The sequence below is a fragment of the Paenibacillus sp. BIHB 4019 genome (assembly GCF_002741035.1).
Lineage (GTDB): Bacteria > Bacillota > Bacilli > Paenibacillales > Paenibacillaceae > Pristimantibacillus.
On record NZ_CP016808.1, the window covers coordinates 4,592,002 to 4,604,361 of the forward strand.

Annotated in this window: 9 protein-coding genes; 6 read left to right on the forward strand and 3 right to left on the reverse strand. The window is 50.9% G+C overall.

What is annotated here, in order from left to right:
* Positions 1–18: 18 nt before the first annotated feature.
* From BBD42_RS19895 to BBD42_RS19905, 3 genes are read right to left on the reverse strand one after another with little or no spacing between them, the layout of a single operon-like run.
* Positions 19–1,140 (reverse strand): Ger(x)C family spore germination protein, encoded by a 1,122-nt coding sequence (locus BBD42_RS19895; protein ID WP_172455564.1) that lies wholly within the window; start codon positions 1,138–1,140, stop codon positions 19–21.
* Positions 1,137–2,240, reverse strand: coding sequence for a GerAB/ArcD/ProY family transporter (locus BBD42_RS19900; protein WP_099519587.1), 1,104 nt, complete (start codon positions 2,238–2,240; stop codon positions 1,137–1,139). Before BBD42_RS19900 ends, BBD42_RS19895 begins: the two co-directional genes overlap by 4 nt.
* The gene (locus tag BBD42_RS19905; protein WP_099519588.1) at positions 2,237–3,736 is read right to left on the reverse strand and encodes a spore germination protein; all 1,500 of its coding nucleotides are present in this window, start codon (positions 3,734–3,736) and stop codon (positions 2,237–2,239) included. Before BBD42_RS19905 ends, BBD42_RS19900 begins: the two co-directional genes overlap by 4 nt.
* A 224-nt stretch (positions 3,737–3,960) precedes the next feature.
* Here BBD42_RS19905 and BBD42_RS19910 point away from each other — a divergent pair, with 224 nt between their 5' ends.
* The 6 genes from BBD42_RS19910 (at position 3,961) to BBD42_RS19935 (ending at position 12,317) form a co-directional block, all read left to right on the forward strand.
* Complete coding sequence (locus tag BBD42_RS19910) at positions 3,961–5,586, forward strand: helix-turn-helix domain-containing protein (protein WP_099519589.1); 1,626 nt, start codon at positions 3,961–3,963, stop codon at positions 5,584–5,586.
* Positions 5,587–5,713: 127 nt separating this feature from the next.
* Positions 5,714–6,718: a FecCD family ABC transporter permease gene (locus BBD42_RS19915; RefSeq protein WP_099519590.1), complete on the forward strand. Its 1,005-nt coding sequence runs from the start codon at positions 5,714–5,716 to the stop codon at positions 6,716–6,718.
* A gap of 2 nt (positions 6,719–6,720) precedes the next feature.
* Entirely contained in the window at positions 6,721–7,737 is a 1,017-nt protein-coding gene (locus BBD42_RS19920; RefSeq protein WP_099519591.1) for a FecCD family ABC transporter permease, read from the forward strand.
* A 93-nt stretch (positions 7,738–7,830) separates the two neighbouring features.
* On the forward strand, positions 7,831–8,817 hold the full coding sequence (locus BBD42_RS19925) for an iron-hydroxamate ABC transporter substrate-binding protein (protein ID WP_099519592.1): 987 nt from the start codon (positions 7,831–7,833) through the stop codon (positions 8,815–8,817).
* Between the two features lie 346 nt (positions 8,818–9,163).
* Positions 9,164–11,455, forward strand: a complete 2,292-nt coding sequence (locus tag BBD42_RS19930) for a glycoside hydrolase family 3 N-terminal domain-containing protein (RefSeq protein ID WP_172455724.1) — start codon at positions 9,164–9,166, stop codon at positions 11,453–11,455.
* A 187-nt stretch (positions 11,456–11,642) separates the two neighbouring features.
* The gene (locus BBD42_RS19935; RefSeq protein ID WP_099519594.1) at positions 11,643–12,317 is read left to right on the forward strand and encodes an NAD(P)H-dependent oxidoreductase; all 675 of its coding nucleotides are present in this window, start codon (positions 11,643–11,645) and stop codon (positions 12,315–12,317) included.
* Positions 12,318–12,360 lie beyond the last annotated feature (43 nt).

Genomic DNA, 12,360 nt, shown 5'->3' on the forward strand with positions numbered 1-12,360 from the left:
AAGGACAGCCTGCTTGTCTTATTTTATAGGTCCCATTGCAGCGATTTTGACTTTGGCTTTCACGGTAATATCGGCCTGCGACAGTACTTCTGACCATTCATCCTCTGCTTTTTTGTACGCTTGATATTCGTACGCTCTCGCATATACGCCTAGCCCGATGGGATCGATTTTGAGCTTTTGAAACTTGGCGATAAGCGCATTGAAATGGGCGGTTACCTGCTGGGAAATCATATCCTCCAGCTGCTTGCTGTCATGATACACATCGAAGGGAAACAGATGCTCGGATAGGCCTACAACCATGCTTATTTTTATATCATATTTAAAGCGATTGTTTTTAAAGCCGGTTTTAATTTTGGTTTTGACCTTCCCCGCTGAGAAACTGACCGTATTTGTGGCAAACGGCGTTTTTTTAGGCTCTTCCGGCAGCTGGTAGGAAAGACTGAAGCCCGGCAATGCATTTTTTTGCAAAATACGCAGCAGCACCGTTTCCTGAGCATCAAGCAGCCCCTTGTATATGCCTTCTTGCGACATGAGGGCTGTTCCCTGTATGCGTACTTTGCCGCCGATGATTTTGACCTGGGATGCATAGGGGGTTACCCCTTTATCCAAAAACTGCCGGTGAAGCTCATGTGCTGTCGTACTGACCGTTTCCGAATGAGAGCTGGTGGAGTCTACCATGCCGCGGAGCAAAATAGGCAGCATCGGCTGATCAGGCAGATTCAAATACAACATCTCTGGTACGGAGCCATCTACAACAACGACTCGGTCCGTAATCGTGTTTCGAGCGTCCCGGTAGACGACGTCCAGCATTTGAAACCAGCCCTCATGCTCCAGCATTCGTTTGCCTATAAGAATAATTTGGTAATTGCGGCCTTGCGTGGAGCCCGCAGTTTGGGCGTCCTGCTCGGATCTTGACTGCCGCAGCGTTTTGGCGACACCTGTCATTTCGCTGCTTTTCTTTTTAATATTTTTACTGAACACAGGGGCGGTCAAATAAAAATGGAATTTATTATTTTTGTCCAGATCCATTCCGAGCACGAGCGGCGTAGTGGCATTTTCCAAATTAAGCTGATCCCCGCAGCTGGCAAGCAGGAGCGACATTACAGTAACGATGGCCAGCCTGGTGATGATACGGCTCATGGGCTGCTCCTTTCTTTTCTCCAAAGCTTGCTTAGCCATAAAAAGCAAAGCAGGCAAATCGGGAAAATATACTCCATTGCAAGTCCTACCCACGTCAATTGGCTGGCTAGGTAGGTACTGACATTGTAGGTGGGAAAATAAAAATAGGTCCCGACGACAAGCAAAATGATGAGCATGCGAAGGGGGATCGCGCTGCTTTCCTGCTTGATTATCCAGGAGATGCAGTAGGTTATCAAATACATCGTAGGTATCCAAATGAGCGAGAAGATGAACAAATAGTAGGCAATGAATGTAACTTCAATGCGTTCTATAAATTTGAACTCAATAGACTTCAGCACGCTAATAACAGGATCATTGTAAAGCCGGCTTTCCTCCGGACTGAAATAAACGTAGCAAATAATCGTAACGAACAAATACAGCAGCGATGTAAAAGAGTTGGCGATTATAATGCCTTTTGCGGCATATTGCTTATATTTCAGATAGGGATAAAGCACGAAAATTTCGGCCATGCCCAGCATCGGATATATTGTTGACTCTACGGCAGATAGTACGGGCATCCAGCCTTCCTTGAAGATTGGAAGCAAATACAGCCAATGGGCGTGTCTCAGCGTGAACAAGTATACAAAGGGAATCCAAAGCGATATCCAAATAACAAGCTCAGCATATCTCGCCACGATGCGGATGCCATGCCTAACGATGGAATAGGCTGGAATAAGCATCAGCAGCATAAGCGTGGACGACTGCGTATTCGGCAGCAGCCATGTTTTCGTAACGAGAATGGTGCGTACAAGCCCATCATACATCAGGTAAAAAAAATAGAGCACAAACAGCAAAGCGGCCAATACTCCCGCCCAGCGCCCCATATACTCCGACAATAGATCAAATAAGGTGCCATCAGGATAATATTTCATGACGGCCACAATGGAAAGGCCAGCGATCAGACTCACCGCCCAACCAATGATAATAGCAATCCAGCCATCGGTACCTGCCGATTCAGCCAATCGCCTGGGCAGGCTAAGCACCGCTACGCTTACTTGACTGCCGGAAATGATGGCAATGAACTGGAAAAGCGTAATTTGCTTTCCAACGTAGCTTTTCATTCCGTATCCTCCTGTATCCGACTTTGACGTTGTCTTTTTGACTGCTTGGGAGCCGAGCTGAGCGGACGCTTATCCATAAGCCACAGGGGAACACGGATAATCGTATCCTTCAAATCCGCCAGCCGGACAGGACCAATAGGGCTGCCATAGGCGGTGCCGAGTGATTTTAGCGCAAGAATATGGCCAATTAACGTCATAAAGCCAATAACTAGGCCAACAAATCCGAACATCGATGCCAAAATCATTAAAATAAAGCGGATCAGCCTCACCGCCGCTACCATGTCATAGTTAGGCAGAATGAAGGACGAAATCGCTGTAAAGGCGACGACAATAACCATAACGTTGCTTATGAGCCCGGCTTGAACGACCGCTTGTCCAATAACGATACCACCGACGATGCCTACGGTTTGTCCGACGGGCGCAGGCAGACGGATACCAGCCTCCCGCAGCAGCTCCAGCGTAATTTCCATGAGAATCGCTTCAACGAACGGGGGGAAAGGAACCTGTCCCCTTGATTCGCCCAGCGTTAGCAGCAGCTTGAGCGGAATGATCTCAAAGTGATAGGATACGACGGAAATATAGAAGGCTGGGAGAAACGCTGCCATAAAAAAAGCGAACATGCGCAGCAGGCGAAGAAACGTTGCTATCGTCCAGCGCGAGCTGTAATCGTCGATATTTTGAAAAAAGGACATGAAAGTGACAGGTGCAATCAGCACGTTCGGAGAACGGTCGACGACAACGGCGCAGCGTCCTTGCAGCAATTGGGATGCTGCTGTGTCCGGTCGCTCAGTTGTAATCAGCTGCGGGAACAGCGAGAACGGGTTGTCCTCAATAAACTCGCACAGCTCACCCGTATTAATGACGGCATCGACATTTATTTGCTGAATCCGTTGCTCCAGCTTAGAAATATACTTCTCGTTTGCAATATCTTCAATGTACAAAATGGAAACGGTTGTTTTTCCTCGCTGGCCGACCGTGAGCCGCTTAATTTTAAGTCCCCGGTGGGGGATATAACGGCGAATAAGGGCGATGTTCAAATCTCCTGTTTCCAGAAAGCCCTGATGCGCGCCTTTCAGCGACGATTCAAGCTGGGGATCTTCAATGTTGCGCTGCGGCCACCCCTTCGTATCCAGGGAATAGGCGTGCTCACTGCCATTTATAAACAAAAGGCTGTTTCCTTGAAAAAGCGCCAGCTCCACATGCTCCCAATCGTACAAATGCTCCAAATGGCCAATCGTGACAGCAATTTCCTGGATGCCCACGGTCATTTCCTGCTGAAGGGGGCGCAGTACATCGTCATTAATGGCCGCTTTGTCATTCAACCCATCGATATAGATGAGCAAAGCCTGCTTGTCTGATTGTTTAATAGTCAGGTGGCGGATAACCATATCGGGAGTATCGGAAAAAAGCTGCTGGACTTTCTCCATGTTTTCCTGTAAATCGTTGCTGATGCAATCGCTATGCGGTTTGTTTTGCTCGGTATCGTTATCAGGCATAGCGGCAGACATCCTCCCTGTTATTTCGCTTAGGTTCAGTTATTTTTTCCAGCAGAGGCAATTTGTATGCAGGCGAGAAAGGGCGGGCGCTAGAGAGATGGATGCCAGCGGCACTTTTTTTCTATATAATGAATAGCAGCATACCGTAAATTCGGACTAGGCCCAGCGCTAAACGATCCAAGCTGTGCTTGACCTGCTGCGGCAAATGAGGGAGAATCCGGGAAATGACGACATTTTTGACTGATATTTTATTGGAAATTAAACAAGCCAGGCAAGCCTCATCCCCGCCAAGCTGGGCCGATGGCAGTCAGCCGCTGCTAAGCCATACGCTGCTGTATGCGGCGAAAGGCAAAGGAGAGCTCATCATAAACGGGGAACGCGAGAAGCTTGCCCGCGATGGTTATTATATTTTTTCACCAAATACGGTAATTGAGCTATCGCTCCGTACAGCTGCTCCAGTAGAGCTGTGCTGGGTGATTTTTGATTTATTCCGCATGAAGGAGCGGGGGGCGGATCAGCGAGCATATGAGCGAGAGCTGGAGTTCCCGGTAGAAGGGCTTATTAAGCTCAAAGGAAGCCGCTTCAAGCGGCTGCTTTATTTGCTGACGGCTGAACAGAGCGGTAAGCGGGAGGGCAGCCGGTTTCTGGAGCAGCATTATTTGCACGAAATGCTAGACAGCTTTATTGCACATGCGGCTCCCGCTGCGGCGAATGATTTGGAAGAGCGGCTGGGGCTTACGCTGGGCTATATGCAGACCCATTTTCGCGAAGACATTCGAGTGGATAAGCTTGCTGAAATTGCCCAGCTGCACCCGTCCTATTATTCACAGGTGTTCAAAAAAGTGATGAATAAGACGCCGGTCGCGTTTCTAACCGATCTGCGGATGAACAAGGCGAAGGAGCTGCTGCTGCTGACGGATAAGCCGATTCATGATATTGCCGGGGATGTCGGCTATGGGGACGAATTTTATTTCAGCCGCCGCTTTAAGGCAACGAGCGGTTATGCGCCGACGGTTTACACGCGGAATCGGGAGTTAAAAATAAGCTCGCTTTCCTATGCCTATACGGATCATCTATTTACGCTGGGATTGGACATTTGCGCGGCTCAGGTTCATAGGCATTTGCCGATTGTGACCAGGGAGCTGGAATTGCCAAAGCATGCGGTCGATCCTTGGGAAATCGGGCGCCAAATCTTTCTTGAAGCGCAGCCGGATTTGTTTATTTGCAAAGATAATGTGCTGGCGAAGGCGCTCAAGCATGTGAATGACGTCGCGCCAATTGTAGGCATACCTTGGACAACGATGGATATATACAGCCATATGAATGAGCTGGCCGAACTGACGGGCAAGCAGGAGGCTGCGAGAAAATGGCTGGATCGCCATGAACGCAAGGCGGAGCAGATCCGCAGAAGCTTGCTGCGCTCTTTTACCATAGGCACGACAGCGACGATTTGCGCCGCACGCCAGGAGGAGCTGCGCATTTATGGCACCCGCAACATTGGGCATGTGCTTTATCGCTCGCTGCAGCTTTTACCGCCTGCTAAAATTCGTGAGCAGCTCGCGCAGCATGCGCCGGGAACGGGCTTCAACTGGGTTTCGATACAGCCTGAGGAGCTGGCCGGTTATGAAGCCGATTATTTGTTTCTCGCTTTCGCAGACGAGGCGGAGCATAAGCTTCTCGTAGAATTGCTGAAAACGAATGCGGTGTGGAGAAGCTTTCCAGCCGTGAAAAATGATCGTGTCTATTTCCTTGATAAAACAAAATGGATCGTCTACGCCCCTTATGGCATAGATTTGCAGTTGGAGGAAGCGAGGCAGTTGCTGCTATCACCGAATAGATTATCGCTGTAAACCTGAGAATAATCCATATGGCAATCTTGAATTATGTCATGTACGGGAAAGCGGGAATCGTTATAATGAAGAAGATGATAATGATTATCAATATTGGTATTCGGGGAGGCTTTACGGGTAAAAGCGTATGAAATGGAACAAAGGATATACGATTAGTTTATCGCTTATTGCAGGCTGCGCATGGCTTGTGTTCTCGCTGTTTATAGCGGTGTCGGGCGGCGCGAAGGAAATAGATTTGCATGCGGTTTGGACGGCTGTTTTCGATTATAATGCCAGCTTGACGCCGCATCAAATTATACATGAGCTGAGACTGCCGCGCGTATTGGGCGCAGCACTTACGGGCATGGCCTTTGCTGTAGCCGGAGCCATTATGCAAGGGGTAACCCGCAATCCAATGGCGGATACGGGCTTGCTGGGCGTTAATGCCGGGGCGGCTTTCGTTGTAGCGCTTTGCTTTGCGCTGCTTCCAGCGTTATCCTATTCGCAATTAATGCTGCTATCCTTCGTCGGCGCTGCTTTAAGCACCTTGTTCATCATGCTGCTGGGCTCGGCGGCTCCGGGCGGGCTTACATCGCTGCGGCTGACGATTGCTGGCGCTGTTGTTGCTGCTATTTTGCATTCGCTCAGTACTGGCATTGCGATTTATTTTGACCTCAGCCAGGATTTGGCATTCTGGTATGCAGGCGGTGTAGCGGGAATTAAGTGGATGCATTTGAAGCTGCTGGCCCCCGTTATACTAGCTGGCCTGGCAGGTGCGATGCTGCTCGGACGCCCCATTACGTTTCTCTCTCTTGGTGAAGAAGCGGCGACGGGTCTGGGCATCAAAACGGCCCGCATCCGCATACTCGGCCTGCTCATTGCTGTAGTATTGGCAGGAGCTTCGGTGTCGGCTGCCGGCTCTATCGCCTTTGTCGGGCTTGTTATCCCGCATATTGCCCGCCGAATCGTAGGCGTCGATTACCGGTTTGTGCTGCCGTTTTCGGCGCTGCTTGGCGGAAGCCTGCTCGTCTGGGCTGATTATGCATCGCGTATGGTCAATCCGCCGCGGGAATTTGCCATTGGCGCCATGGTCGCTATGGTCGGCGTTCCTTTTTTCCTCTATTTAGCACGTAAAGAGAGGAGGGAGCTGTAGTCATGAATCAATCGGCATACCGGGCTCGCAGAGCGATTACAGTAAGCGCCGTCATGTTTATTTTGGCTATTGTGGTCATTATAATTGGCTTAAACACAGGGACGATCCGCTTATCGCCGCTTGCGGTTTGGCAGACGCTTATGGGCGGGGGAACGACGGAGGAGCAGATGATTTTGTTCGACTACCGGCTGCCGCGCATCCTTGTCACGATGCTTGGCGGCATCGGGCTTGGCGTAGCCGGAGCGGTGCTGCAGGGCGTATCGCGCAATGCGCTGGCTGATCCGGGCATTTTGGGCCTGCATGCTGGAGCAGCCTTCGGGCTAATCGTATTTGTCTCCTTCTTTCGGACGATGGAGGGCTCGCTTGCGATGCTCATTCCGATGTTTACTTTTGCCGGAGGCAGCGTGATCGCCATCATTATTATTTTGCTGGCGTATGACAGGCAGCGGGGAATTATGCCGATTCGGCTCATTCTTGTAGGGATTGCGATAGAAGCAGGCGTAAGTGCGATTACGCTGTTCCTCTCTCTTAAGCTTGACCCGGATACGTATGCTTTCGCTGCTCGTTGGCTCGCGGGAAGCGTGTGGGGCAGAGATTGGATCAACGTCTGGGCGCTGCTGCCGTGGATTGTTATTTTGGTGCCGATCATTTACTTAAAATCGAAGACGCTGGATTTGTTCAGCTTTGGCGATGAAATCGCTTCAGGCGTAGGCAGCAGCGTTACGCGAAATCGGCTGCTTATGATTATTCTTGCCGTAGCTTTGTCCTGCGCCAGCGTCTCCATGACCGGCGGCATTGGCTTTATCGGTCTCGTAGCTCCTCATTTGGCACGCAGGCTAGCAGGTCCGCAGCATCGCTATTTTTTGCCGGCGGCGGCTAGCATCGGGCTTGTAATACTCGTGGCTGCGGATACGATTGGACGGTCTATTTTTCAGCCAAATGCGATACCAGCCGGTGTCATCGTTGCCCTTATTGGCGGGCCGTATTTTCTGTACATGCTGTTCAGGAAGAAAGTTTGAATTAGACAGGATAACGTTGGAAAAATTTTGCAATCACTAACAGTAGACGCTGAACGGATGTTCAGACGATGAATACGGGGGACTTAACGAGTTATGAAAAAATCACGGTTTTCTTCTAAAGCGCTGCTGACGCTAATCAGCATAATTGTCATTGCATTGCTGGCGGCTTGTGGACAGGCTGCCTCGCCACAAAGCACGAATGGGAGCAATGCAGGCCAAGGGGCCGAAGCTGCTTCAGAAGCGAGTGCTTCACCGAGCGCTGAACAAGTGGAGCCGCATGGACCTGATGTGAAAATTGCCTCCATGTCAATTCATATTACGAACAATCTGCTTGCTCTAGGAATTAAACCAGCTGGCTCGGTTGTCGGCGGCGACGTGAAGGACTTCCTGCCGCATGTGGCGGATCGTCTGGAAGGCACAGCGAAGCTTGGCGTTGTTACAGATCCGGATATGGAAGCTGTGCTGGCGCTGAAGCCTGATGTTATCTACATCGATGAAGTGTACTCCGGCGCAGACCTCGCTAAATTCGAGAAAATTGCCCCGACGATTTCCATCGATATGGATAATGGCACTTGGAGAGATCATTTAAAGCGGATTGCCGAGCATGTCGACAAGCAGGCGGAAGCGGAGCAATTTATTAAAGATTATGAAGCGAAAGCGGATAGCGTGAAGGCGCTTATTAACAGCAAGCTTGGTGCTGATGCCAAGGTGATGGCGATTCGCACAACAGCGAAGGAGCTTCGCGTCATGGGCATGAAACGTCCGGTAGGACCGATTATGTTCGAGGATTTGGGGCTGATTCCAGCAACGGGCGTTGAAAAAATTACGGATGAGCCTTATGCCGTCATTTCGCAGGAGGTGCTGCCTGATTTTGACGCAGATGCGATTTTCGTCATCATCAGTAAAGGCAATGAGGCGAAAGCGAATTTCGAGCAGCTGGAGCAAAATCCAGTTTGGCTCAATCTAAAAGCTGTAAAGAACAACCATGTCTATGTGCTTGACGGGCAAAAGTGGCTCGATTATTCGTCGCTAGGCCACAGCATGGCGCTTGACGATGCGCAGAGCCTGTTCGAGAAATAAACGAATAAGGCAGTGGGCTGGGTTAATAGAACGGTGATGGAATGGAAGTCACCGTCTGATCATCTAATGGCTGCGGAGCGCGAATGTGCTCTGCGGCCATTTTTTCAAAATATAAGCATCTATTAGGTTCACCTTTAAATATAGGAAAGGATATTGTAACGCTAGTCGTTCTCTATATTTCTCGGATTGAACGCACTGCGCTGCAAGTGGATGGCGACAGCCGTTTCACCTTGATAATAGTCTTAATATCACAACTAAAAAGTCGGAATACGATTAGCCGGGGCAGGGCGAAATTCGCTATACTTAGAAGGTGAGCAAGACATCTACAGGCAAGCGAAGGGATGGGATCGGTTTGGCAGACAAGCGTGATCAGGCTACGACTATTCAATATATTCATAATAAAAAGGGGCCGAAGCTCGGCTATTCCACCTTGTCCGGCGTCCGTATTTTGGAGCAGGACGGTTTTTATTTTAAAGATTTGAATAAGGATGGCAAGCTGGATAAATATGAGGATTGGCGCCTTAGTCCGCAGGAGCGGGCCGAAGATCTCGCTTCGAAAATGAGCGTCGAGCAAATCGCCGGGCTTATGCTCTACAGCAGCCATCAGGCTGTTCCGGCTAGCCTGGGCTGGCACCCCGGCACCTATGGGGGCAAAGCCTACGCGGACAGCGGCGCGGACTCGCATGCGCTGACGGACCAGCAGCTTGCTTTTCTGGAGCAGGATCATTTGCGCCATGTGCTGCTGACGATGGTGGAAAGCCCGGAAACGGCGGCGCAGTGGAACAATACGATGCAGGCGTACGTTGAAGGCTTAGGACTGGGCATTCCGGTAAATACGAGCTCGGATCCGCGGCATGCGACGGATTCGACGAAGGAATTTAATGCCGGAGCTGGCGGCAGCATCTCGATGTGGCCAGAGACGATGGGGCTTGCCGCTACGTTTGATCCGGAGGAAGCAAAAAAATTCGGGGAGGTTGCAGCGAAGGAGTATCGGGCACTTGGCATTGGCACGGCGTTGTCGCCACAGGTCGATATTGGCACCGATCCGCGCTGGTTCCGATTTGGCATGACTTTCGGTGAAGATCCCCAGCTGTCCACCGATATGGGCCGTGCTTATATTGACGGCTTCCAGACGTCGGAGGGCGAGCAAGAAATTGCTGAAGGCTGGGGGTATGACAGCGTTAATGCGATGGTGAAGCATTGGCCGGGCGGCGGCTCGGGCGAAGGCGGCCGCGATGCGCATTTTGGCTATGGCAAATATGCCGTTTATCCGGGAGAGCAGTTTGAGCAGCATTTGCGTCCCTTTACGGAAGGCGCGTTCAAGCTGGATGGCAAGACCGGCAAAGCTTCGGCCGTGATGCCTTATTATACGATTTCGCAAGGACAAGACCCGATTAATGGCGAAAATGTCGGCAACTCCTACAACAGCTACCTCATAAACGATTTGCTGCGCGAGCGGTACGGCTACGATGGCGTCGTCTGCACGGACTGGGGCATTACTGCGGATGAAGGCGATGACATTACAAGGCTGATGAGCGGCGGCCGCTGCTGGGGTGTGGAGGAAGGCTACAGCGTAGCGCAGCGCCATTACAAGCTGCTCATGGCTGGCGTAGACCAATTTGGCGGCAACAATGAGACGGGTCCGGTCATTGAAGCTTATCAGATCGGCGTGCAGCAGCATGGCGAGGCGTTCATGCGCAGCCGTTTCGAGCAATCGGCGGTGCGGCTGCTGAAAAATATTTTCCGGCTCGGCCTCTTTGAAAATCCTTATTTGGAAGTGGCGCAGACGGCTGCGACGGTCGGTTCCCCGACTTTCATGGCGGCAGGCTATGAAGCCCAGCTGAAATCGATGGTGCTGTTGAAAAATGAAGGGCAAACGCTGCCGCTCCCTGCTGCAAGCAGGCGCCTGAGCGTCTATATTCCCCGGAAGTTCCGGCCGGAGGGGGCGAGCTGGCTCGGCCTGCCAACACCGTCCTTCGAGGGTTATCCCATTAGTGTGGATACGGTCCAGAAGTATTTTAACGTGACGGACAACCCGGAGCAGGCGGATTTCGCATTGGTGTGCATCGAAAGCCCGCATAGCACGATGGGCTACAGCAAGGCAGACGCCGAAGCGGGCGGAAATGGCTATGTGCCGGTCAGCCTTCAATACCGTCCTTATACGGCTGTGCATGCACGTGAGACGAGTCTTGCAGGCGATGCTCGCGATGTGCTGAATCGCAGCTACAAAGGGAAGACGGTTACCGTTGCCAATGAATCCGATCTGGATATGGTGCTGGACACGAAAGCGAAAATGAAGGGCAAACCCGTTATCGTTTCGATTACGCTCAGCAACCCGGCGGTAGTCGCTGAATTTGAAGCGGAAGCGGATGCTATTATTGCCCATTTTGGCTTGCAGGAGCAGGCGTTGCTGGAGACGCTTATCGGTGCATCCGAGCCATCTGGTCTGCTGCCCTTCCAAATGCCGCGGGACATGTTGACGGTAGAAGAGCAGTTTGAAGACACGCCGCATGATATGGATGTGTATGTGGACACAGCAGGCCATGCGTATGACTTCGGCTACGGGCTGAACTGGAGCGGTGTCATTCAGGATGCAAGGACGGCAAAATATGCAGTCGGCAAGAGCAGTACAAAATAACCTGCCGATTCAATGCCTATGAATGGCTAATCAACAACGCCCGCCACGGTCAGGAAGCTGATGCTGGCGGGCGTTGTTCGCCTGTTCACAAGTGGTAGGAGCCCGGCAGGCGGAATAAAGGCATCCCCTTGTTCCAAGCCGAAAATTCCATTATGATTAATTTATCGGTTTGGAAAGGAAGCGAAGCATGAACGATTACGAAGCAAAAAAACAGCAGATCCTGGACGCCTTGTGGTTCAGGCATGCGACGAAGGAATTTGACCCCGAGCGAAAAATATCCGATGAGGATTTTCATTTTATTTTGGAAACGGGCAGGCTGTCTCCTAGTTCCATTGGGCTGGAGCCATGGAAATTTATCATTGTTCAAAACCAGGAGCTGCGCGCCAAGCTGGCTGAGGTATCCTGGGGAGCGAAGAAACAGCTGGAAACGGCTAGCCATTTTATCGTTCTTCTAGCCCGCCGCAATGTGCGTTATGATTCGGAATATATGAAGTATATGTACACGCAGGTTAAAGGGATGCGCGAGGAAGTATATCAGAAGGTTCCTGTTATTTATAAGGCTTTTCAGGAGTCTGATTTGCATTTGCTGGATAATGAGCGTACGCTGCTGGATTGGTCGTCGAAGCAAACGTATATCCCGCTTGCCAATATGATGACTGCAGCGGCGCAAATTGGCATTGATTCTTGTCCGATTGAAGGCTTTAATCTGGATCAGGTGCATGCGATTTTGGACGGGGAAGGGCTGCTCGAGGGCGGGAATTTGGAAGTTTCCGTCATGGCCGCTTTTGGTTACCGGCTCGCTGAGCCGAAGCGCCCCAAATCAAGGCTGCCTTTAGAGGACATTGTGCAGTGGGTTGACTAAGCTTATGCTTTTGACGTATTTGCTGATCTTATTTACTCTTCAT

Bases quoted from the DNA above. Each gene is read 5' to 3' on its own strand.
- BBD42_RS19895 (WP_172455564.1), bottom strand. From the start codon at position 1,140: ATGAGCCGTATCATCACCAGGCTGGCCATCGTTACTGTAATGTCGCTC.
- BBD42_RS19900 (WP_099519587.1), bottom strand. From the start codon at position 2,240: ATGAAAAGCTACGTTGGAAAGCAAATTACGCTTTTCCAGTTCATTGCC.
- BBD42_RS19905 (WP_099519588.1), bottom strand. From the start codon at position 3,736: ATGCCTGATAACGATACCGAGCAAAACAAACCGCATAGCGATTGCATC.
- BBD42_RS19910 (WP_099519589.1), top strand. From the start codon at position 3,961: ATGACGACATTTTTGACTGATATTTTATTGGAAATTAAACAAGCCAGG.
- BBD42_RS19915 (WP_099519590.1), top strand. From the start codon at position 5,714: ATGAAATGGAACAAAGGATATACGATTAGTTTATCGCTTATTGCAGGC.
- BBD42_RS19920 (WP_099519591.1), top strand. From the start codon at position 6,721: ATGAATCAATCGGCATACCGGGCTCGCAGAGCGATTACAGTAAGCGCC.
- BBD42_RS19925 (WP_099519592.1), top strand. From the start codon at position 7,831: ATGAAAAAATCACGGTTTTCTTCTAAAGCGCTGCTGACGCTAATCAGC.
- BBD42_RS19935 (WP_099519594.1), top strand. From the start codon at position 11,643: ATGAACGATTACGAAGCAAAAAAACAGCAGATCCTGGACGCCTTGTGG.